Source organism: Herbaspirillum sp. Her4 (genome assembly GCF_057961335.1).
Genome location: NZ_CM176330.1, coordinates 675,511 through 698,421, shown reverse-complemented (window position 1 = coordinate 698,421; position 22,911 = coordinate 675,511). Strand labels below are relative to the sequence as shown.

General features: G+C 64.3%; 16 protein-coding genes. 6 read left to right on the top strand and 10 right to left on the bottom strand.

What is annotated here, in order from left to right; translation table 11 throughout:
* Window position 1: 1 nt before the first annotated feature.
* Entirely contained in the window at window positions 2-673 is a 672-nt protein-coding gene (locus ACWFUC_RS03195; protein ID WP_134224220.1) for an HAD family hydrolase, read from the bottom strand.
* Window positions 674-1,044: 371 nt separating this feature from the next.
* Here ACWFUC_RS03195 and ACWFUC_RS03190 point away from each other — a divergent pair, with 371 nt between their 5' ends.
* On the top strand, window positions 1,045-2,142 hold the full coding sequence (locus ACWFUC_RS03190) for a hypothetical protein (RefSeq protein WP_489624084.1): 1,098 nt from the start codon (window positions 1,045-1,047) through the stop codon (window positions 2,140-2,142).
* 224 nt (window positions 2,143-2,366) lie between these two features.
* Here ACWFUC_RS03190 and ACWFUC_RS03185 read toward each other — a convergent pair whose 3' ends face one another.
* Together ACWFUC_RS03185 and ACWFUC_RS03180 are read right to left on the bottom strand one after the other, a co-directional pair.
* Window positions 2,367-4,529, bottom strand: a complete 2,163-nt coding sequence (locus tag ACWFUC_RS03185) for a hypothetical protein (protein WP_489637440.1) — start codon at window positions 4,527-4,529, stop codon at window positions 2,367-2,369.
* 615 nt (window positions 4,530-5,144) lie between these two features.
* Entirely contained in the window at window positions 5,145-6,446 is a 1,302-nt protein-coding gene (locus ACWFUC_RS03180) for a UDP-N-acetylglucosamine 1-carboxyvinyltransferase (protein ID WP_034331843.1), read from the bottom strand.
* Between the two features lie 252 nt (window positions 6,447-6,698).
* On the opposite strand from ACWFUC_RS03180, the gene ACWFUC_RS03175 reads away from it, so the two are divergent.
* Window positions 6,699-7,871, top strand: coding sequence for a serine hydrolase (locus tag ACWFUC_RS03175; protein ID WP_489624082.1), 1,173 nt, complete (start codon window positions 6,699-6,701; stop codon window positions 7,869-7,871).
* Here ACWFUC_RS03175 and ACWFUC_RS03170 read toward each other — a convergent pair.
* The 7 genes from ACWFUC_RS03170 to xylF form a co-directional block, all read right to left on the bottom strand.
* Window positions 7,852-9,357: a sensor domain-containing diguanylate cyclase gene (locus ACWFUC_RS03170; RefSeq protein ID WP_489624081.1), complete on the bottom strand. Its 1,506-nt coding sequence runs from the start codon at window positions 9,355-9,357 to the stop codon at window positions 7,852-7,854. The genes ACWFUC_RS03175 and ACWFUC_RS03170 overlap by 20 nt on opposite strands.
* A gap of 118 nt (window positions 9,358-9,475) precedes the next feature.
* Window positions 9,476-10,402: an L-fucono-1,5-lactonase gene (locus ACWFUC_RS03165; protein WP_489624080.1), complete on the bottom strand. Its 927-nt coding sequence runs from the start codon at window positions 10,400-10,402 to the stop codon at window positions 9,476-9,478.
* 1 nt (window position 10,403) lies between these two features.
* A complete protein-coding gene (locus tag ACWFUC_RS03160) occupies window positions 10,404-12,188 on the bottom strand; it encodes an IlvD/Edd family dehydratase (protein ID WP_252696641.1) in 1,785 nt (594 codons plus the stop codon).
* A gap of 33 nt (window positions 12,189-12,221) precedes the next feature.
* The gene (gene xylB / locus ACWFUC_RS03155) at window positions 12,222-13,013 is read right to left on the bottom strand and encodes a D-xylose 1-dehydrogenase (protein ID WP_034330287.1); all 792 of its coding nucleotides are present in this window, start codon (window positions 13,011-13,013) and stop codon (window positions 12,222-12,224) included.
* A gap of 213 nt (window positions 13,014-13,226) precedes the next feature.
* The gene (locus ACWFUC_RS03150; protein ID WP_489624079.1) at window positions 13,227-14,417 is read right to left on the bottom strand and encodes a sugar ABC transporter permease; all 1,191 of its coding nucleotides are present in this window, start codon (window positions 14,415-14,417) and stop codon (window positions 13,227-13,229) included.
* Between the two features lie 25 nt (window positions 14,418-14,442).
* Complete coding sequence (gene xylG, locus ACWFUC_RS03145; RefSeq protein ID WP_489624078.1) at window positions 14,443-15,999, bottom strand: D-xylose ABC transporter ATP-binding protein; 1,557 nt, start codon at window positions 15,997-15,999, stop codon at window positions 14,443-14,445.
* Between the two features lie 108 nt (window positions 16,000-16,107).
* Window positions 16,108-17,124 carry a D-xylose ABC transporter substrate-binding protein gene (xylF, locus tag ACWFUC_RS03140; protein ID WP_034330283.1) on the bottom strand — a complete coding sequence of 339 codons (1,017 nt, stop codon included), beginning with the start codon at window positions 17,122-17,124 and terminating at the stop codon, window positions 16,108-16,110.
* Window positions 17,125-17,448: 324 nt separating this feature from the next.
* Here xylF and ACWFUC_RS03135 point away from each other — a divergent pair, with 324 nt between their 5' ends.
* From ACWFUC_RS03135 to ACWFUC_RS03120, 4 genes are all read left to right on the top strand, one after another.
* Window positions 17,449-18,714: a XylR family transcriptional regulator gene (locus tag ACWFUC_RS03135; protein WP_209569452.1), complete on the top strand. Its 1,266-nt coding sequence runs from the start codon at window positions 17,449-17,451 to the stop codon at window positions 18,712-18,714.
* A complete protein-coding gene (locus tag ACWFUC_RS03130; RefSeq protein ID WP_489637439.1) occupies window positions 18,711-19,775 on the top strand; it encodes an aldose epimerase family protein in 1,065 nt (354 codons plus the stop codon). The genes ACWFUC_RS03135 and ACWFUC_RS03130 overlap by 4 nt, the downstream gene beginning before the upstream one ends.
* A gap of 264 nt (window positions 19,776-20,039) precedes the next feature.
* Window positions 20,040-20,654, top strand: a complete 615-nt coding sequence (locus tag ACWFUC_RS03125) for a (2Fe-2S)-binding protein (protein WP_134223783.1) — start codon at window positions 20,040-20,042, stop codon at window positions 20,652-20,654.
* On the top strand, window positions 20,651-22,903 hold the full coding sequence (locus tag ACWFUC_RS03120) for a xanthine dehydrogenase family protein molybdopterin-binding subunit (protein WP_489637438.1): 2,253 nt from the start codon (window positions 20,651-20,653) through the stop codon (window positions 22,901-22,903). Before ACWFUC_RS03125 ends, ACWFUC_RS03120 begins: the two co-directional genes overlap by 4 nt.
* Window positions 22,904-22,911 lie beyond the last annotated feature (8 nt).

Genomic DNA, 22,911 nt, shown 5'->3' with positions numbered 1-22,911 from the left:
CTTATCCGCCGATCTTGTCCCACAGCGCCTGACCGTTGAAATCGCGGATCACGGCGTGGGCACCGGCAGCCCGCAGGCGCGCTTCATCCAGTCCACCCAGCATGCCGAAGGTCCAGACCTGGGCGCTGCTGGCGGCTTTCACGCCCGAACTCGAATCCTCGAAGGCTACCGCCTGGTCCGGTGTGCCGCCCAGCAGTTGCAGGGCGGTCAGGTAGGGCAGGGGATCGGGTTTGGCGCGTTCCAGCTCATCGCCAATCACCAGCGTATCGAAGCGGCCGGCCAGGCCGGTGGCCTTCAACATCAGCTCGGCATTGGCGCGCGGTGCATTGGTCACCACTGCCGTGCGTCCGCCGATGCGGGCGATATGGTCGAGCAGGCGTTCGATGCCGGGCGTGGGCGCGACCTGCTGGTCCAGCTGCGAGCGGAACAGCTGTTCCTTCTCTTCGGCCAGCGGCTGGTATTCCGAGGCCGGCATGCCGGGAAACAGGTGATCGAAGATCATGGCGTTGGACGCCCCCATGATGTGGGTCTTGTAGTAGTCCACATCCACCGAGCGGCCCCAGCGCGACAGGATGGTGTTGAAGGCAGCGTGGTGCAGGGCGTCGCTGTCCATGAGGGTACCGTCGAGGTCGAACAGGAAATGCGTGATCGGAGTGCTGTGCGTGTTGGCCATGGGAATCCGTAGCAGGTTGGGGCGACAGGGCAGGATGCCGGTGTGTGAGGCGCTCATTCTATAAGACTCGGTGCAGCGCTGCTGTGCAGTTTTCTGTACAGCGTACTGAGCATTGTTCTGCCGCTCTTTCTGTACGTTTTTCCGTGCGTTTTTCCGTACTGATTCCTGGAGTGAATTCGGCACGGAATTTTGTACGGAATTCTGCACGTTTTCCTGTACGCCGACTTCGCGCTTCCCTGCTCTCCTACGCCACCTGCCGAACTCCGCCGATGGCGCGCGCGCCAGCGCGCGCCTACAGTCTCTTCGTGGCAATGCCCCCCAGCCCTGCGCCAGTCGCAGAGATCAATCCATCAAGAATCGCGAGGAGACTCATGACCACCTCAACCATCCATCCCCTTCCACCGGCCAGCGTCGAGGCCGTCAACAACAACGGCTCCGGCGTCTCGTGGGGTGCCATCCTGGCGGGCGCTTTTGCGGCGGCGGCCTTGTCCTTCATCCTGGTGATGCTGGGCTTCGGGCTCGGCTTCTCGTCGATCTCGCCGTGGTCCGGAGAGGGCGTCTCGGCCAAGGCCATCGGCTATTCCACGGCCGGCTGGCTGCTGTTCACCCAGATCGCGGCCTCGGCCATCGGTGGCTTCCTGGCCGGCCGCCTGCGCGTGAAGTGGGCTGGCCTGCATACCCGTGAAGTCTATTTCCGCGATACCGCACATGGCCTGCTGGCCTGGGCCGTGGCTTCGCTGGCCACCGCCGCCCTGCTGGGCTCGGCCGTGGGCAGCGTGATCTCGGGCGGGGCCAAGACCCTGGGTGCCGCCGGTGGCGTACTCGGTACCGGCGCTGCCGCGACCGCGGCGGCCATGGGCCCGGACGGTGCGCAACAGGCGGGCAATCTGGCTGACCGTGCCTCGGGTTATTTCATCGATTCCATGTTCCGTAGCGGCACCGCCAATGGCACCGCCAACACCAGCGCAGCCCCTGCCGCACCGGTGACTCCGGCCGCCGGCAGCGATGCCGCCAACGCTGCTCCCGCCGCTCCGCTGGCTGCACCGACTCCCGCCGATGGCCGTGAACTGACTTCGGCCCAGCGCATGGAAGTGGTCCGCGTCTTCGGTTATTCGCTGGCCAACCAGCAACTGGCCGACAACGACAAGCGCTACCTGGGCCAACTGGTGGCACGCCATACCGGCCTGTCGCAAGCCGATGCCGAGAAGCGCGTGGCCGATACCTTTGCCGCTTACCAGCGCAATCTGGACCAGGCTGCCACCAAGGCCAAGGAAGCCGCTGATGCCGCCCGCAAGGCTGCTGCCTATGCCTCGCTGTGGATGTTCCTGGCCCTGCTGTGCGGTGCCTTCGTCGCCAGCCTGCTGGCCACCTACGGCGGCCGCCTGCGTGATCGCAACGAACTCTACGGCGAACCGGTGTTGCGTCATGAACTTCATGACCATCGCGTCGGCGAACCCGAGTTGCGTTGAACAGCGCCCTGCCGCGCCACGTTTCGCCGAACCTGAACACCAACCTTCATAGGAGACTGACATGGGTGCCATTCTGCTCTGGCTCTTGGGGATTCCGATTCCCATCATCCTGCTGCTGATCCTGCTGTTCTGAACGCAGCCATCAATGCAGCAAAGGCAAAGGCAGTAAAGCACAAGGGCGGCCAATTGGCCGCCCTTGTGCATTGGCTGGTGAGACCTGCCGTTTACACGCCGAAGATGCTACCGATGGTGGACGGGTTGTACTGCACTCCCTGCAGGGTCAGGTGGTAATACAGCTTGCCCGCGCCCGCGCCGTCCAGGTCGATCTGCAACTGTGTGCTGCCGTTGAGATCAGAGGCCGTGACGTAGTTCTTCACGAAGTCCGGGTTCACGATTTGGCCAGAGACCTTCACCCGGTCCATACCGACCGTGAAGTCGGTAACGGTAGCCTTCAGGGCACTCGTCTTGCCGAAGCTGCCCACGGTGATCCTGTCGTCACCTGCACCGGTTTGCACACGGATGCCCCCGACGATCTCGGGATCGGCAGCAGCACCCAAGACCAGCTCGTCATTGCCATTGCCGCCGACGATCGAGGTGCCCGCCTGCGCGGCCCAGTACCAGCCCAGCTTGAGGCCCTGCATGCTGGTGGTCTGGCCCAGGCGCGCGCCGGGAGTGAGCACGGTGGCGCTGATGCTCAGGTCCTGGTAGTAGCCCGGTGGCAGCACGCCGGCCGGGATGCCGATGGCGAAGCTGCCTGCACCCACATCCTCGAAGGCCACGACCTTGCCGCCCATCTGGATGGTGACCAGATAGCGGTCCGATGCGCTGCCGCCGCCGACTGTGCCGACGAACACCGGGCCCTGGTTGCCATGCCCGGAGGCAAAGCTGGTGTCCGCATCGCTGATGACGGCATAGGAGGCGCCGGACTGGCCCAGCGACTGTGCTTCAGAGGCAGACTGCTTGTTGCCGCGCACGCCCAGGTCCGACAAGGTCACCGGTGCGCCACCGGCTGCCACGTTCACGCTCAGGTTGCTGCTGACGGAGTTGCCGCCTGTATCGGTATAGCGGACCTCCAGATCATGCCTGCCGGCCGACAGGCTCTGGAAGACGGCGACGTCCACTTCCTTCGGTCCTGCCCCGAGATCGCTGGCGACCAATGTCTTGCTGCCCACCAGCCGGTCGCCTTCATACAGCTCGATCACGTTGCCCACGATGGAGTAGGCACCGTCGTACTTGACGCGGATCACCGGCCGGCTGCTGGTATTGGCCACACTCAACTGGTACAGCAAGCCGATGTTGGCCAGGCCGACATCACTGAGGCCGGTTTCCAGATCGGGGCTGACCTTGTACTGGTCCACGCCGTTGCGCTTGAAGCCGCCCAGCATCTCCAGCGCCACGTTGTTGAGCCCGGCCGTGGCGGCAGGCTTCAGGCCCAGGCTCAGCCACGCCCCCAGCGTATCGAGGCTGCTGCCCTGCTGCAGCAGGCTGAAGGAGGTGGTGCCGGTCCCCAGCTTGTCGAACATCTGGTAGCTCTTGAGGCTGCCGATGCTGGTGTTGCCGTCGCCGGTGACGCCCTTGCCACCCCATTCGGCGGAAATGCCGCGAATCGCAGCGAGCAGCGTGGCCGCAGTGAAACCGGCAGGCAGCGTCGGGATGGCCTCCTCGCTCTTGGTCAGCACGGCCGGGAAGGTGCCAGCGCCACTGCCGCTACCAGCACCGGACGCGGCAGCACCGCCGCCACCGCCGCCTCCACCGCCACCCCCTGCCGCTGCCAGCAGGCCCAGGCCGCCGGCAATTACCGGCCAGGAGATGCCGCCCTTGCTGCTGCCGATATCGGCCGGGGCATCGGCCACATCCTGTATCGCCAGCGAAGAGCTGCTCCCCTTGCCGCTGGTGAACTTGCTCGCAGTGATGTCGCTACCGCCCGAGTCCCCGCTGCGACTGCCGCCGGATCCGTCGTTGCCGGCCAGCGCTTCGGCGGGGCGCGCCTCCTCGGTGTCGGGGGAGGCCGCGGTTTCCTCGTCGGTCTTGTCCTTGTCCGCTTCCTGATCCTGCTTGTTCCTGGCGACCTTGGGTTTGACCACACGCTTGATGCCATAGCGCGTGATCTCCTTGGAGGTGACGGTCACGGCAGCATCGGCCGGGACCTCGATGTGGTTGAGCTTCTCGAACACGTCACCCAGGGCGACATCGCCGTCGGCGAACTCCAGCATCAGTTGCGGTGAATTCACCGCCGCCACGGCACCGCGGCTGATGATGATCTTGTGGCCGCTCTCCAGCACCAGGGCCAGGTCGAGATCGATGGCGCGCACATCCTTGATGTCGCGCTTGTTGATGGTGCGCAGCAGGGCGCTGGCTTCGGTCAGGTTCAGTACGGTAATGCTCATGGTGGCTGCTTTATCGTTGAAGGCATACCCGATCGCGTCATCCGGCATGCATGTTGATCACGACTACGCCAGCCGCAGGACGACAGAGGCCACGGCACTGCCGACCCGGCAGGCATGGCGATCATTGCGGAGGAGACAGGACTGGCCGGCGCAAGCGTCTGCGTTCGGATCAGTGGGGCGAAGCCTGTCTCGGTGGAGGGAGCTGAAGCGATTCCTGCCGGGGCCGGTCGGCCTTGTCTTGTGTTCGGGTGGCTCGACCGCATCCGCCATGCATGACCAGTACTTCCGCCACGGCGTAGATTAACGCCGGAAATTATCCGTGCCGGGTCGGCGCAGGGCTGTCGAAATAATTCGATTTATTTGATCAACAAGCAGGTGTTTTGGGCAATTTCAAAAGTGTGCCGGCGCAGGACTGGCGGCAGCCAACACAAACTGTGAAAGGAAGAAGAAAACTGGCCCTGAGGACAATGCACAGCGCCCGGGAGGACAGCCGCAATCGCAGGGGAAAGGAGGGAGGAAGCGGCGGGTGCGAAGGGCACATCGCGGAATGGAAATCGGAGGGTGGCAGGGGAAGCTTGCGCCGGGCGCTTCCCCTGCAAGGTCGAACCGTGGAGATCAGTCTTCCTCGACCCAATCGACGACTGCTCCCAGCGAACGCAGGTTCTCCACGAATTTGGGATGGGCGCGCCGGATCGGCAGCGCATTGCGGATCTCGGAGCGGCCCTCGATGCTGGCGGCGACCATGAACAGCGCGATGGCCACGCGGATGATGTAGGGGCTTTCCACCGAAGCCGGCGACAGCGGCAGGCCGCCGAAGGTGATCAGGCGATGCGGATCACCCAGGAACACGTGGGCACCGAACTTGGACAGTTCGCTGCTCCAGCCCATGGCACCGTCGTAGATCTTGTTCCAGAACATGGTGTTGCCCTCGGCCTTGACACCCAGGGCGATGAAGATGGGCAGCAGGTCCACCGGCAGATAGGGCCAAGGGGCGGCTTCCACCTTGGTGAGGATGTTGCTGGTGAAGGGTTTGACCACCTTCAGCGGCCCGTTCTGGCGCGTGTGCGACCAGCCGTTCTCATGCACCACTTCGACGCCGAATTTGGCGAAGGTGCGGTCGATCAGCGGGAACTGTTCCGGTGCGCTGTTGCGCACGCGGACCTGGCCCCCGGTGATGGCGCCCATGGCGAGGAAGGTGGCGATCTCGTGGAAATCCTCGTCGAAGCGGAATTCACCGCCGCCCAGCTGCTGGCCGCCGCGCACCGTCACGCGCGAGGTGCCGAGGCCGTCGATCTGCACGCCCATCATCACCATGAAGCGGCAGAATTCCTGCACGTGCGGTTCCGAGGCGGCATTGGTGAGCACCGATTCGCCCTCGGCGGCAGCGGCGCACAGCACGAAGTTTTCGGTCGTCGTGACCGAGGCATAGTCCAGCCAGTGATGATTGGCCTGCATGCGGCCGCCGGTGCGGATGATCAGCGAATCCGGGCTGCTTTCCACCCGCGCCCCGAAGCGCTGGAAGACTTCAACGTGCGGATCGATCTCGCGCACGCCGAGCGTGCAGCCCTTGACGTCGTTCTCCAGCCGCGCCACGCCGAAGCGCGCCAGCAGCGGCGGTACCAGCATGATGGAGGAACGCATCTCCTCCGGCAGGTGGTGCACTTTGGGATCGAAGTGCGTATCGCGGTGATGCAGTTCCAGCACGCCGCTGGCATAGTCCACCTTCACCTCGCTGCCCAGCACGCGGAAGATCTCCAGGATCTTCTTGACATCGGTGATCTCGGGGATGCCGATCAGCCGCAGAGGCTGGTCGGTCAGCAGGGTGGCGCAGAGGATGGGGAGGACGGCATTCTTGTTGGCGGAGGGGGTGATGTCGCCGCGCAGCGGGCGGCCACCGTGTACGATGAGATTGGACATGAAGAAAATCGTTGATTCAGTCAGACGGAGTGCGCCGGAAGCAGCCTGCCCCGGCCGGGAATGGACAGATTATGCGCCGCCCGGTTGCAGCCAGGGAAGCAAATTATGTCTCGCGGCGGCGGCCTCCCCGGGACTTGTCGCCTTGTCATCTTATTCACTTGCGGCTGTACGGCAGTGAAGGTTGCTGCATTGAAAGCCAAGTTTCCGTATCATGGCCGGTCTTGGATGATCGCACCGACAAGGTTTTCGACGATGTTTCGCACGCAGCAGTCCCGTTCCGGTAATGATTTACGCTTTTCCCTGCTGATCCTGCCTGGCCTGCGCCGGGCCGGCATGGTGGTCCGTCTCCTGATGTGCAGCGTCTTGCTGCTGGCACTGACGGCGCTCTCGGGCAAGCTCAGCGAGGCCCAGGCCGCCGGTTCCACGGCCGGCAAGCACCGGGCCGCCAGCAGCGGTGCCAAGGGCCGCAATCGCAGCGTACGCAAGAAGGCCGCCCTGCCTGCCAAGGCGCGCACCCCGGCGCGTGGCCGCCGTCGTGGCCGTGCGGCTGCGGCGGCTGCTGCGGTCGGAGCGACCGCGGCCACCGCCGCCGTGGCGAGTCCGGCCACCCCGGCAACGGCCATCACCACCAACACCAAGCCCGAGCTGCTGCCGCGCTGCGGTTTCACCGAAGCCTCGCGCCGCCACATCTTCTCGCGCGGGGTGTACGTGCTCGATGAAGAGACCAATACGCCGCTCTTCGAGCGCAACGCCGATACGGTCGCCCCCATCGCCTCGGTGACCAAGCTGATGACGGCCATCGTCTGGCTGGACCAGAAGTCGCTGCCCATGGCCAATCGCCTGGAAGTGACCGAGGATGACCTGGACAACCTCAAATTTACGCATTCGCGCCTGAACGTCGGGGCCAGCCTGTCGCGTGCCGACATGCTGCACATCGCCCTGATGTCTTCCGAGAACCGCGCTGCCGCGGCCATGAGCCGCGACTATCCGGGCGGCCGTCCGGCCTTCATCGCCGCCATGAATGCACGCGCCCAGGCACTGGGCATGCCGCATACCCATTTCGAGAACGGTACCGGCCTGTCGCCCGAGAATGTTTCGACCCCGCGCGAGCTGGCCGAACTGGTCAAGGCGGCCAACCGCTACCAGCTCATCCGCAATGATTCGCTGGACAAGCAGAAGATCATCAACATCGGCCGTGGCCAGCTGCAGTACATCAATTCCAATCGCCTGATCCGCTACGGCCAGGTCAATGCCACCGTGCAGAAGACCGGCTTCATCAACGAGTCCGGCCACAACATGGTGCTGCGCCTGCTGGTGCATGACCGCCGTCCGGTGATCGTCACCATGCTGGGCAGCGGCACTGCCGATGGCTCGCGGCTGGATGGGGTGCGCATCGCCAAGTGGCTCAACTGTTCGCTGAACTGAGCTGCCATTCAGGCGGGGCCACCTTGGCGGTGGCCTGGTACAGCCGCACCCGGTTGCGGCCCTCGCGCTTGGCCTGATAGAGCGCTTCATCGGCGGCCTTGACGATTTCGTCGATACTGCGATGCACGCCCCGCTCCAGGCAGGCCACGCCGACGCTGATGGTGAGGCGGCCGAACGGGCTGCGTTCATGCGGGATCTTCTGGGCCTGCAGCGCTGCCAATATCAGCTTGCCCACGTGCATGGCACCCTCGGCATCGGCCTCATCGAGCAGCACCACGAATTCTTCACCCCCGTAGCGACCGGCACGGTCGCAATGGCGGGAAACCGCGCCCTTGATGCACCGGGCCACGGCCACCAAAGCATAGTCGCCCGCCTTGTGGCCGTAGGTATCGTTGTAGAGCTTGAAAAAATCCACATCCGCAAACAGCACCGCAAAGCGTGCCGAGTCATTGCGCTGGCATTTGTGCCAGGCCTCCTGCAGGACTTCGTCCAGGGCGCGGCGGTTCAGCAGCGTGGTCAGCTTGTCGGTGCGGGCCTGCTCCTCCAGTTGCTGGTCCAGCTTGCTGCGGCGGAACAATTCCTCGCGCACGCGGCTGATGAGGTAGAAGGCCGCCGTGCTGAAGAGCGCCATCAGGAAGACCACGGCATAGAACATGCGCATCCATTCACGGAACAGCGCCGCCTTGGTGTGGCCGATGAAGACCACCCAGCGCGTCTGTGGCACGCGCACGTAGGTGTAGAGGCGCTGCACCCCATCCTGCTGCGAGCGCGTGAAATAGCTGCCTTCAGCGGGGGCGCTGGACGCCAGCAGCTTTTGCAGCTGCGGGGCATTTTCCACCCGGGAGCCGATGAAGGCCTCGTCATAAGGCAGGCGCATGTAGGCCACGCCCTCCACCGAGTAGAGCGACATGACCGCATTCTTTTCCAATGACATGGCCTCGAACAGCTGCCGGAAATAATCCAGGTAGAGCACCATGAAGACCACCCCGCCAAAACTGCCGTCGACATGGACCAGCCGCTTGGACAGCACGATCACCTGGGCGCGCCGTTCCAGCCGTACCGCTTGCGGGGACGAAATGAAGAGGGTGGCGCGCGCGTCCCGTCGTGGCCCGTCGAAGAAATCGCGGCCGGCAAAATTGCCCGGCATGATCTCGTCCAGCACGGGTGATCCGACCACGCGTTCACCATCGGCGTCGATGATGCCCTGGGCCGCGATGTAGCCGGCCTCGATCTTTTCGCCAAGCAGAAATTCCAGTTGTTGCTGGGCCGGCATGCGATGCAGTTGCGTATGGCGATAGCGCCACGCCAGGCTGTCCAGCGCCAGCGAGAGCAGCTCCATGTTGCGCGAGATCGAACGCTGTGCGATACGCGCCACGTTGAGGGTGTGATTGACCGAAATGTGTTCTACCTGCTTGTAGCTCTGGTAGAGCACCACACTGGTGATGACCCCTGCCATCAGTGTCAGCGAGCCGACCAGCAGGGTCATGTTGCGTTTGAGGCGTTTGATTTTTTGTCTCCCCGTACCTTGTCATGACAAAGCGTTCCCTGGCGCAATATCGCACCGTGAAAACCGCTTGGCAATGAAAAGGCAGCCGGGGAAAACCTTATGGCATCAGGCCATAAATCCGGGCCGAGGATTCGCCCCACAGGGCGTCCTGGTCCGCTGCAGAAAGACGGCGCGCGGCCCATTCCCGCACCACCGCCACCACCCTTGCATAGGAGGCGGCCAGCAGGCAGACGGGCCAGTCGGAGCCGAACATGAGGCGCTGCGGACCGAACAGATCCAGCGCCGTATCGAGACACTGCACGATGTGATCGAAGTCGCGCGTGCAGAGTCCGCGCAGCCAGTCGGCTTCGGTCAAGAGGCCCGAGATCTTGCAGGCCACGTGCGGCATGGCGGCCAGTTCGCGCAACTGCTGGCGCCAGCGCTCATAGGCGGCGCGGCCCTTGCGGAATTCCTTCAGGGCCGGCTTGCCAAGGTGATTCAGGACCACCCAGTGCTGGTCATGCAAGGCGCAGAGCTGGCGCAGCTGCGGCAGGTGGCGTTCATGGGTGAGCACTTCCAGCACGTAGTCGCGCTCCTGCAGCCAGCGCACGCCGTGATTGAACTGCGGTTGTACCAGCGCTTGCGCGGCATCATCCTCGTCCTGCATCGGATGGCGCAGCCCCAGCATCTTGGGGCGGCCCCATTGCTCCATGCGTTCGGCCAGTTGCGGCGAGGCGATGTCATCCCAGGCGATCACGCCGGCGATGCGCGCATCGCGCCGCGCCATCTCCAGCAGGAAACCGGTCTCCTCGTGGCCCGGACGGGCTTGCACCGTGATCGACGCATGCAGGCCCTGGGCGTCCAGCAGGGGCTGGAACTGATAGGGCAGGCGGTCTTGCGCCAGCAGGTCCATGCCGGTACCGATCCACGGATAATCCTCGGAACGGTAGCGCCAGAAGTGCTGGTGCGCGTCGATGCGCATCGGCCCCTTGATCCTTCTCACCGGGGCCGGTGGCATGCGCAATTCACGATGCAGGGTCAGCATGTCAGTGATTGTGCCGTGGCAGGGTCTGCGCCACGCCCTGATACTTCAGGGCCAGCTCCATGCAGGCACCGGTCTCCAGTTGGCCGACCGTGCTGCGATAGATTTCCTGCCAGGGTGTCTGGCTGGGCGGCACCGGCGGAATGCCTTCGCTCTTGCGGCGCGCCAGTTCTTCCTCGCTGATGAGCATGTTGCACTCGCCGGTGTTGAGATCGATGCGCACGCGGTCGCCATCGCGCAGATAGGCCAGGCCGCCACCAACCGCGCTCTCGGGCGAGGCGTTGAGGATGGAGGGACTGTCGGAAGTGCCGGACTGGCGGCCATCGCCCAGCGTGGGCAGGGTCGAGACGCCGCGCTTGATGAGCGCATCGGGCGGCTGCATGTTGACCACCTCGGCCGAACCGGGCCAGCCGACCGGACCGGCGCCGCGAATGGCCAGCAGGGTGTTTTCGTCGATCTGCAGTGCGGGGTCGTTGATGCGGGCGTGGTAGTCGTCCGAGCCGTCGAAGACCACGGCGCGGCATTCGAAGATGTTTTCCTGGCCGGGCGTGCTCAGATAACGCTCGCGGAAGGTCTCCGAAATGACGCTGGTCTTCATGATGGCGAAGTCGAACAGGTTGCCCTTCAATACCAGGAAACCGGCGCGTTCGCGCAGCGGGGCGGAAAATGCGTAAATCATTTCCCGGTCGTTCGATGCACGGCCCTGCAGATTCTCGGCCATGGTCTTGCCGGTGGCGGTGATGCGCTCGGCGCGCAGCTTGCCGGCCTGCTGCAGTTCCCACATGATGGCCGGCACGCCGCCGGCGCGGTGGAATCGTTCACCCAGGTACTTGCCGGCGGGCTGCATGTTCAGCAGCAGCGGCACGTCGTAACCATACTTCATCCAGTCTTCCGAATGCAGCTCCACGCCCGCATGGCGCGCCATGGCCATGATGTGCGGCTGGGCATTGGTGGAGCCGCCGATGGCGGCATTGACCACGATGGCATCGAGGAAGGCCTCGCGCGTCAGGATCGCTGAGGGACGGAGGTCTTCATAGGCCATACCGACGATGCGGCGACCGGTTTCATAGGCCATCTGGCCGCGTTCGCGATAGGGGGCGGGGATGGCCGAGCAGCCGGTGAGCGACATGCCCAGCGCCTCGGCCATGGCGTTCATGGTGGAGGCGGTGCCCATGGTGTTGCAGTGGCCGGAGGAGGGGGCCGATGCGGCGGCGATCTCCAGGAATTTCTCGTTGTCGATGGCGCCTGCCGAGAGCAGCTTGCGGCCCTTCCAGATGGCCGATCCGGAGCCCACCAGTTCGCCATCCATCCAGCCGTCCAGCATGGGGCCGCCGGAGAGCACGATGGCCGGGATATCGACGGTGGCTGCCGCCATGATCTGCGAGGGCGTGGTCTTGTCGCAGCCGGTGGTGAGCACCACGGCATCGATGGGGTAGCCATGCAGGATTTCCACCAGGCCCAGGTAGGCCAGGTTGCGGTCGATGGCGGCGGTCGGACGGCGGCAGTTCTCGAAGATCGGATGCAGCGGGAATTCCATGGGAATGCCGCCCGCATCGCGGATGCCATCGCGCACCCGCTTGGCCAGCTCCAGGTGGATGCGGTTGCAGGGGCTGATGTCGCTGCCGCTCTGGGCGATGCCGATGATGGGACGGCCCGAGCGCAATTCTTCGGCGGTGATGCCGTAGTTCATGAAGCGCTCCAGGTAGAGCGCAGTCATGTCGATGTGATCGGGATTGTCGAACCAATCCTGGGAGCGGAAGCGACGGGGTGTGGCGTGTGGCTTGTTCATGGATTCCTCTGGGCCGAAAGGCGTGTGGATAAGTTACGCGCCCAGCCAGCCGGCATCGACGTAGTACTCGCGGCCGGTGCACTTGGCACCGCTGTCGGAGGACAGGAACAGCGCGAGCGCCGCGACATCATGCGGATCGACACGGACCGGCAGGCATTGCGCAGCCAGGATTTTCGCCTCTTCTTCAGGGGTGTGCCAGAGCAGCGTCTGGCGCGGGGTGCGGATGGCCCCCGGGATGATGGCATTGACGCGCACGCCATCGCGGCCGAAGTCGCGCGCCATGCCGTGGGTCATGCCTTCGATGCCGGCCTTGGCGGTCATGTACAGCGTCAGGTCGGGCAGGCCCAGGTGCCATGAGATCGAACCGAAATTGAGGATCACGCCGCCCTTGCGTTCCCGCATGCCCGGCAGCACCGCCTGGGCGCAGAAGAACTGGTGGCGCAGGTTCACGGCCAGGCGTTCATCCCAGTAGGCGGGGGTGACGTCTTCGCTCTTGTGGCGGTCATCATTGGCGGCGTTGTTGATGAGGATGTCGACGCCGCCCATGACGGTCTCGATCTCGGTGAAGGTGGCGCGCAGGGCTTCCAGGTTCATCAGGTTGCAGGGGAAGAAGCGCGGAGCCACGGCGGCATCCTTGAGCGAGGCCACCAGGGCCTCCGAGGGTTCGGTGGCGATATCGAGGAAGCACACCTGCGCCCCTTGCCCGACGAAGGCTTCCACCAGCGCCGCACCGATGCCGCTGCCGCCGCCGGTGATGACGACCCGCTTGCCGGCGAGGCTGCGATAGAGGGCGTGTTCGAAGACGGTGGGGGTAGCTGCGGTCATGCTTGATGCTCCAGAGGATAGGATGGGCCGCAGATGCGACCCGGAAAATTGATCAGTTCATTCAGAGATGAAAAAGAATTGCTTCCTCATCTCATTCCGTTCGGACTGAGTAGGCCCTTGGGCCGTATCGAAGGCGCTACTGCTGGTGCGCCTTCGATACGCGGCTATGCCGCTACTCAGTCCGAACGGTCTCAGTTCATCGCGTCATTTTGATCAGCGACCCGAACGGGTACTCACATCGACCCACACCGCCAGCACCAGGATGCTGCCCTTGACGATCATCTGCCAGTAGGTGCCCACATCCAGCATGGACATGCCGTTGTCGAGGCTGGCCATCACCAGTGCACCGATGAGTGCGCCATAGATGGTGCCCGAGCCGCCGCGCATGGAAGTGCCGCCGATGAAGCAGGCCGCGATCGCATCGAGTTCGCCCATGTTGCCCGCCGACGGCGAGCCTGCAGCCAGGCGGGCGGTGTTGACCAGACCGGCCAGTGCGCACATCAGGCCCATGATGCCGAACACCCACAGCTTGACGGCCTGCACGTTCACGCCCGACAGGCGGGTGGCTTCCATGTTGCTGCCCACCGAATAGATGCGGCGGCCGAACACGGTCTGCGTGCTCACGTAGCTGAACAGGCCCAGCAGCCCCAGCAACAGCAGCACCGGCACGGGGATGCCGTCATAGCTGTTGAGCGTGCGCACGAAGGCCAGCAGTACCGCACCGATTACCAGCACCTTCAAGCCATCGCGCCAGAGGGCCGCCAGCGGCAGGCCGTGACGGCTGCGGTTGACACGGCTCATCCACGTGAGCGCCACCGCCAGCACGAACAAGGCGATGCCCAGCGCCACGCCGATCTGCGGCGGCAGGTAGCCCTGGCCGAGATAGACCATGTTGTCCGACACCGGCGCAATGGTGAGGCCGCCGGTAATGCCCAGCAGGATGCCGCGGAAGGCCAGCATGCCGCCCAGGCCGACGATGAAGGAGGGAATGCCCAGGTAGGCGGTGAGGTAGCCGTTCAAGAGGCCCAGCCCCAGGCCGAAGCCCAGCGCCAGGACCAGGTTCAGTGCCAGCGGCAGGTGATGGCTCACGTCCAGCAGCGCGGCGATGCCGCCCAGCAGGCCCAGCAGGGAACCTACCGAGAGGTCGATTTCACCGGCGATGATGACCAGCACCATGCCGCAGGCGAGGATGCCGGTCACCGACATCTGGCGCAGCAGGTTCGACAGGTTGCGGGGCGTGAGGAAGCCGCCATCGGTCATGAAGCTGAAGAAGCCCCAGATGATGGCGATGGCGATCAAGAGCGCAATGATCTTGTAGCGGCGAAACACCAGCTTCAGGTTGGCCATGCCGCCCGCTCCACCGACCGCACCGCCGGTGGCGCTGCCCAGATTGCTTGTAGTCATACCGAATTCACCTTGTGATGTTGTGTCAGACCGCCACCGCGCGTGGCGACGCTTGCGGGACGGGCTGGTTGATGGCTGCGGCCAGCACGGTTTCCTGGCTCAGGTTGTCGTTGACGAAGTCGCCGCGCAGTTTGCCTTCGCCGATGACCAGCACGCGATCCGACACGCCCAGCACTTCGGCCAGCTCCGAGGAGACCATGATGATGGCCAGGCCCAGCTTGGCCAGCTCCGAAATGAGCCGGTAGATCTCGGCCTTGGCGCCCACGTCCACGCCGCGCGTGGGTTCGTCCAAAATTAATACTTTGGGTTGGGCCAGCAGCATCTTGGAGAGCACCGCCTTCTGCTGGTTGCCACCCGAGAGTCCGGTGATGGGCAGGAAGGGCGAGGCGGTCTTGACGCGCAGGCGGCTGATCTCGCCCTGGATGGTTTTCAGTTCGGCGCTGCTGTCGATGCGGGTGCCGCGCGAGAAGCGGTTGAGCACGGTCAGCGTGATGTTCTGCCCTACGTCGAGATCGGGCACGATGCCATGGTGCTTGCGGTCTTCCGGCACCATGCACAGGCCCTGGCGGATGGACTTCAGGGGCGAGCCGGTATCGGCCAGCTTGCCTTCGAGCAGCACCTGCCCCTCGTAACGTCCGCGATAGGCGCCGAAGATGGCCGAGACCAGTTCGGTGCGTCCTGCACCTACCAGTCCGGCAATGCCCAGGATCTCGCCCCGGCGTACCGAAAAGGAGACATCATCGACGCGCTTGCGGCGCGGATTGTCGATGTCGTAGCAGGTGATGTGGCGGGCTTCGAGCACCACTTCGCCGATGGCGTGGTTGCGCTCCGGGTACATGGCGGTGATTTCGCGGCCGACCATCTGGGTGATGATCTTGTCCACATCCATGTCCTGCATGGGCGTGGTGGCGATGTGCTTGCCATCGCGGATCACCGAGATGGTGTCGCAGATCTCGGCCACTTCGTCGAGCTTGTGCGAGATGTAGACGCAGGCCACGCCGCGCGCTTTCAAGTCCTTGATGATCTTCAGCAGCACCGCGATTTCCGAGGCGGTCAGCGACGACGAGGGTTCGTCCAGGATCAAGAGGCGGGCATCCTTGTTGAGCGCCTTGGCGATTTCCACCAGCTGCTGGTGGCCGCCGCCATATTGCGAGACTGGCAGGGCCACGTTGATGTCGGGCATGTTCAGCTCGCGCATCAGTTCTTCGGCGCGGCGATACATGGCGGGGTAGTTCATGCGGCCACCGGGCAGGGTGATCTCGTGGCCCATGAAGATGTTCTCGGCCACTGACAGCTCGGGCACCAGCATCAGTTCCTGGTGGATGATGACGATGCCGGCGGCTTCGGTGTCGCGCACCGAATGGGCCTGCAGCGGCTTGCCGTCCCACAGGATTTCGCCCTCCCAGGTGCCATGGGGATAGACGCCGGAGAGGATCTTCATCAGCGTCGATTTTCCCGCGCCGTTTTCACCGCACAGGCCCACGCATTCGCCGGGGCGGATCTTGATGTCGATGCCATCCAGGGCACGCACACCGCCAAAGCTCTTGACGATGCCTTTCATTTCTAACAGATACTCGGACATGCCTGTTCTTTCCAAGAAGCCTCTGGAGCCTGCGCCCGGCGGCCGTGCCGGGGGCGCAGAGAGCGACGCCGGCTACCGTTGCGGCAGCCGGCGTTCGTCACTCAGGAATCAACGGCCGTCGATCTGGGCCTGGGTGTAGAAGCCGTCATCGACCAGGACCTTGACGTTTTCCTTGGTCAGCAGGATGGGCTTCAGCAGCAGGCTGTCGACCTTCTTGAAGCCGTTGTCATACTGGGCGTTGTAGGTCGGCTTCTCGTTGCGGGCCAGTTGCACGGACAGGTTGGCCGCTTCGGTGGCGATCTGCTTCAAGGGCTTGTAGACGGTCATGGTCTGGGTACCGGCGACCACGCGCTTGACTGCAGCCAGGTCGGCATCCTGGCCCGAGACCGGCACCTTGCCGGCCAGCTTCTGGGCCGCCAGGGCCTGGATCGCGCCACCGGCGGTGCCGTCGTTGGAGGCCACGATGGCATCGATCTTGTTGTTGTTGGCCGTCAGCGCATTCTCGACGATGGACAGGGCTTCGGTCGGGTTCCATTCCTTGACCCATTGCTGGCCGACGATCTTGATGTCGCCCTTGTCGATGTAGGGCTTCAGGGCCTTCATCTGGCCTTCGCGGAACATCTTGGCGTTGTTGTCGGTGGGCGAGCCGCCCAGCAGGAAGAAGTTGCCCTTGTTCTTGACCTTCAGGATGCCCTCGGCCTGCATTTCACCGACCTTCTCGTTGTCGAAGGAGATGTAGGCGTCGACGTCGGCATTCAGGATCAGGCGGTCATAGGACAGCACCTTGATGCCGGCCTTCTTGGCTTCCTTGATGGTGTTGGTCAGGACCGTGGCGTTGAAGGGCACGATCACGATCACGTCCACGCCGCGCGAGATCAGGTTCTCGATCTGGGAGATCTGGCGTTGCTCGCTGGCATCGGCCGATTGCACATAGACCTTGGCGCCCAGCTTTTCAGCGGCGGCGGTGAAGAAGTCGCGGTCGCGCGCCCAGCGCTCCACACGCAGGTCATCGATGGAAAAACCGATCTTGGGATTCTTGGCGTCGGCCATGGCGCTGCCGGCCACCATGGACAGGGTGGTCACGGTCATCAGCGCCAATACGGTCTTCTTCAGCATTGCCTTCATAGTCCAGTCTCCGATTTGAATTGAATTTGAATTGATTATGATTTTTGAAGCGGCGTGACCGGGTGGAACCGGTGGCCCGTTTTGGGGCAATCGCTTCCAATGGCGCGTGGGGCCGAGCTTGTCAGGAATGGTCTACGCCGCATGATGGTGCGAGGGGGATACTAGCCCCGGGCCAATCCCCTCTACAATTACGAAATTCACCAAACGGCTTAGTGATTCTTTTTGTTGCAGGAGCACATATCCGTCATTTCGACGATGGCTCGCTACAATTCGACGAATAAAAGAACGGCGCGCCTGACGACGCCGGCAACCAGGAGACACAGCGTGGCAAAAACCCCCACGGTGCACCGGATTGCGTTGCTCTTCAATGGCAACAAGATCTTCGATCGGGAAATCATTTCCGGCATCGGCGAATACATCAGCAGCACCCGTGCCTCCTGGGACTTGTACCTGGAGGAGGATTTCCGCTGCCGCCCGCAGGGTATCGAGCGCTGGGCCGGGCATGGCATCATTGCCGACTTCGACGATCCGGTGACGACCGCCGCGCTGGAAGGCGTGCAGCTGCCGGTGGTGGCCATCGGCGGCTCCTATGCCGACCCCTCGCAATATCCGGCCAACCGGCCCTATGTGGCCACCGACAACTACAAGATGGTCAAGCTGGCCTACGACCACCTGATCGAAGCCGGCCTGCAGCATTTCGCCCTGTTCAGCCTGCCCGAGTCGCCCTGCAACCGCTGGGCGCAGGAGCGCGAGCGCATCTTCACCGACCTCACCGGTGCTGATGGCATCACCGGCCACATCTATCGCGGCGTGGGCACCAGTGCGCAATCCTGGGACGCCGCCGTGGAGCAGCAGATCGCCTGGGTGCGCAGCCTGCCCAAGCCGGTGGGCATCATCGCCGTCACCGACGCGCGGGCGCGGCAGTTGCTGCAGGCCTGCCTGTTCGCCGGCATCGCGGTGCCGGAGCAGGTGGCGCTGATCGGCATCGACAATGATCCGCTGGCCCGCGTGTTGACGCGCATCCCCTTGAGTTCGGTGATCCAGGGCAGCGTGGAGATGGGCCGCACCGCTGCGCACCTGCTGCACCAGATGCTGCACGGGGCGCGCTTTCCGGACACGCGCATCATGGTGCCGCCGGTCGGCATCAATGTGTTGGCCTCCAGCCGCCATGAGGTGCGCAACCATCCGCACGTGATGCAGGCACTGCACTTCATTCGCCAGTACGCCTGCCAGGGCATCAAGACTGACCAGGTGGCCGATTACGTGGGCATTTCACGCTCGTCGCTGGAATGGTATTTCCGCCGCGAGCTCGGCCGCAGCGTTCATGATGAAATCCTGCGCTTCAAGCTGGAAGCCGCCAAGCGCATGCTGGAGCAGGCCGGCAGCCATGCGGCCGAGATTGCCGTCAGCTGCGGCTTCACCACCGTGCAATACCTGCACGCCGTCTTCAAACGCGAACTGGGCTGCACGCCCAGGGAGTACCAGGAACAATTCGCCGCCGGACTGGAGCGCTCGGCTGCACCGTCCGCCCCTGCCGTCCGGCCCAAGAAGAAAACCACGGGGCCCTCCCTTCTTACCACCACAAAATGACGCACTTCACCCTCTCCCACACCACCTCCGCTGACGGCATCCGTCTCTACACTTTGCGCAACCACACCGGCATGCGCGTGACCATCAGCGACCTGGGGGCCACCATGGTCAACTGGTGGGCACCCGATCGCTATGGCCGCGAGGCCGATGTCCTGCTGGGCTTTGAGCGGGTCGAGCAATACACGAACAACCCGGCGTATTTCGGCGCCATCGTCGGGCGCTGGGGCAACCGCATCGCGGGCGGCCGTTTCGAACTCGACGGCGTGGCGCACCAGGTCGATTGCAATGAAGGCGAGAACCACCTGCACGGCGGCCGCGAAGGTTTCCATGCCCAGCGCTGGCAGGTGCAGCCCGATCCGGAAGGACTGCGCCTGATGCTGGTCTCGCCGGCCGGGCAGGCGGGTTTTCCGGGCACGGTGATGGCGTCGGTGCTGTACCGCCTGGATGACGAGGGCCAGTTGCGCATCGATTACACCGCCACCAGCGATGCGGCCACGCCCATCAACCTGACCTCGCATGCGTATTTCAACCTCAATGGTGGCACCTGCGACATCCGCGACCACATCATCGCCATCGAGGCCGATGGCTACCTGCAGGTCGATGCCAGGCTGATTCCGGAAGGCCGCGCCGATGTGGCCGGCAGTGCGTTTGATTTCCGCCAGCCGGCCCCCATCGGTCCGCGCCTGGACTGGCCCGATCCGCAACTGAAGCTGGCCGGTGGCTTCGACCATTGCTATTGCCTGCGCAGCGAACACGAACCGCAGCCGGGCCAGAGCCGCGTGGCGCAGACCCTGCGCGAAGTGGCCAGCGTCTACGAGCCGGGGTCGGGGCGTGAATTGCGCGTCTCCACCACAGAGACCGGGCTGCAGTTCTACAGCGGCAATTTCCTCTCCGGCGTACAGGGTCGGGGCGAGCAGCCGTATGCCATCCATGATGGCTTCTGCCTGGAGGCGCAGTCCTATCCGGACCAGGTCAACACGCCGCTGCGCGAAGCGGTGATCCTGCGGCCGGGGCAGGTGTATCGGCAGACCACGGTGTATCGCCTGGGGGTGCGGGACTGACCAGGAGGGAGGCGTGAATACCCCCGGAAATTTCGCCGCCCTTCCTCTGACTTGCTCCCCTCCCTAAGGTAAATTCCTTCATCTCCAGACGAGAATTCATTAGCTCGTCTAATATCCCCATTAAGCCCGGCTCAGCTAATCAGTCCCCGCGTGATGCGCCATCATGCGGGGATCCTGTTTAGTGTCGCCTTGCTGCGTCCTTCACTTCCCCTCCAGAGCGCCCGTCCGCGCTGGCTTGCGTTCTCAACCCCGATGGCAGGAACCATGGAACTCCAGATCAACGACAAGACTTACCAGATCACCTCCGATGCCGAGACCCCCCTGCTGTGGGTGATCCGCGATGAACTCGGCATGACCGGCACCAAATACGGCTGCGGCCTGGCCCAGTGCGGGGCCTGTTCCGTGATGGTCGATGGCGAGGTGCTGCGCTCCTGCGTCATGCCCGTCGGCGCCATGGCCGGACGCAAGGTCACCACCATCGAGGCGGTCACCGCCGATCCGGTCGGCCAGAAAGTGGTCGATGCCTGGGTCCGGCACCAGGTACCGCAATGCGGCTATTGCCAGTCCGGCCAGGTGATGGCTGCGACCGCCTTGCTGAAACAGGTGGCCCAGCCCAGCGACGAACAGATCGTCGGCGCCATGGTCAACCTCTGCCGTTGCGGCACCTACAACGCCATCAAGGCCGCCATGCATGAGCTCTCCGGCGGCACGGGCGCACCTGCCGCCGCTGCTGCGGCCACCACGCCCGCTGCACCGGCCGGCGCCGATGGCGTCAACAAGGCCGCTGTGGCCGCTGCCGCCGTGGTCGGCGTGGGGGCCGTCGCCGCCATCCAGTGGAGCAAGACCCAGAAGGCCAAGGCCGGCAAGGAGCAAGCATGAACCAGCTGCATGATCTTCCCCTGAACGAATTGCTGCCGGATGGTGCGCCGGTCAACGTCTCGCGCCGCCGCTTCCTGCTGGCCTCGGCCGGCACCGCTGCCGGTTCGCTGGTGGTCGGCTTCACCTTGCCGGCCGGCAATGCCCGCGCCCAGGCCAATGCTGCGCCGGCAGCACCGGGCACGCGCGTGCCGGCCTTCCTGGAAATCCGTCCCGACAACAGCATCCACCTGCAAAGTCCCTTCGTCGAAGGCGGGCAGGGCATCTTCACGGCCATGGCGCAGATCGTCGGCGAAGAACTCGATGCCGACCCCGCCCGTTTCGTGCTCCACAACGCGCCCGCCAATGACCAGTACAAGGTGATGGACATCGGCATCCGCATCACCGGCGGCAGCATGTCGGTGCGTACCAGCTATCCGACCATGCGGCGTGTGGGCGCACTGGCGCGCCACCTGCTGCTGCAGGCGGCCGCCAATCAATGGCAGGTGCCGCTGGAAAGCCTCACCACCGAGCCCGGCCGTGTCATGCATGCGGCCAGTGGCCGGTCGGTCAGTTATGGCGAACTCGCACCCAAGGCGCTGGACCTGCCCAATCCGCCGCTGGAGACCATCAAGCTCAAGGACGACAAACAATTCCGCTGGATCGGCAAGCCGCTGGCGCGGCTGGACGTGCTGGACAAGTCCACGGGCCGCGCGCAATACGGTATCGACACGCAAGTCGAGAACATGCTGCAGGCCGCCGTGCAACACGCACCGCGCCTGGGCCTGGACGTCGGCAGCATCCGCAATGAAGCCGAGGTACGCAAGATGACCGGCGTGCATTCGGTGCATCGCCTGCCGGGCGCTGTCGCCGTGGTGGCCGAGCGCTGGTGGAATGCCAAGCGTGCGGTGGAAGCGCTGCAGGTGGACTGGAGCGATCCCGGCCCGGCACCGGATCGCCGCTATGTGCCGGCCGACTTTTCCACCGAAGGGTTTGCCGAGCAGTTGGCCAAGTCCACAGCGGCCGTCGATGAAGCCGAGACCGAAGGCGATGTGACCAAGGCCCTGGCCGGTGCCAAGACCGTGGTGCAAGCCAGCTACCGCAGCCAGTACCTCAATCATGCCCAGCTGGAACCGCCTTCGGCCACGGCCCGCTTCAATGCCGATGGCACGCTGGAGATGTGGCTGCCCAACCAGGCCCCGGAAATGTTCCAGGCCGCCATCGCCAAGCAGACCGGATTGTCCCCGGAAAAGATCACCATCCATTCGCCCTTGCTGGGCGGCTTCTTCGGCCGGCACTTCCTGTACGAGACGGCCATGCCCTTCCCGCAGGCGATCCAGCTGGCCAAGGCCGTGGGCCGCCCGGTCAAGGTGATCTGGAGCCGCGAGGAAGAATTCGCTCGCGACACCATGCGCCCGATGGCGGTAGTGCAGTTCCGTGCCGGCCTTGATGACAAGGGTTTCCCCATCGCCATCGAAGCCATCAGCGCCACCGAAGGGCCGACCGAATCGATTGCCAACAAGCGCAACAAGATCGACCCCACTGCGCTGGAAGGGCTGGCCGGCAAGTCCTATCAGTTTGCCCACAAGCGCATCGGCCAGCGTTTCGTGAAGAATCCGCCCATCGTCGGCTACTGGCGCTCGGTCGGCAATTCGATGAATGACTTTTTCTACGAAGCCTTCCTCGACGAGATCGCCGACAAGGGCGGCCAGGATCCGCTCGATGTGCGCCTGCGCCTGCTGCAGGGAAATGATCGCCTGACCACGCTGCTCAAGGCGGCCGTGGATCTCTCCGGTGGATGGAAGCGCGGTCCTTTCACCGCCCCCGACGGCACGCGCCGTGCGCGCGGTGTGGCCATGGCCAAAGCCTTCGGTACCGAGACCGCAGCCATTGCCGAAGTCTCCATCGAGAACGGCCAGGTGCGCGTGCATGACATCTGGGAAGCCATCGATCCGGGCCGCATCGTCAACCCGGCCATTGTCGAGGCCCAGGTCAACGGAGCCGTGACGCTGGGTTTGTCGCAGGTGCTGCTGGAGGAAGTGGTCTACAAGGAAGGCGCACGGGTGGCCCGCAATTACGATCTCTATCCCATCCTGCCGCCGCAGCGCATGGCGCGCGTGCACGTCAAGATCATCGAGAGCGGTGCCAAGATGGGCGGCATCGGCGAACCGCCCCTGCCGGCCGTGCCGCCGGCGGTGGCCAATGCGGTCTCGCACCTGACCGGCCAGCGCATTCGCAGCATGCCGCTGTCGCATTACACCTTCAAGGCCTGATGGCAGAC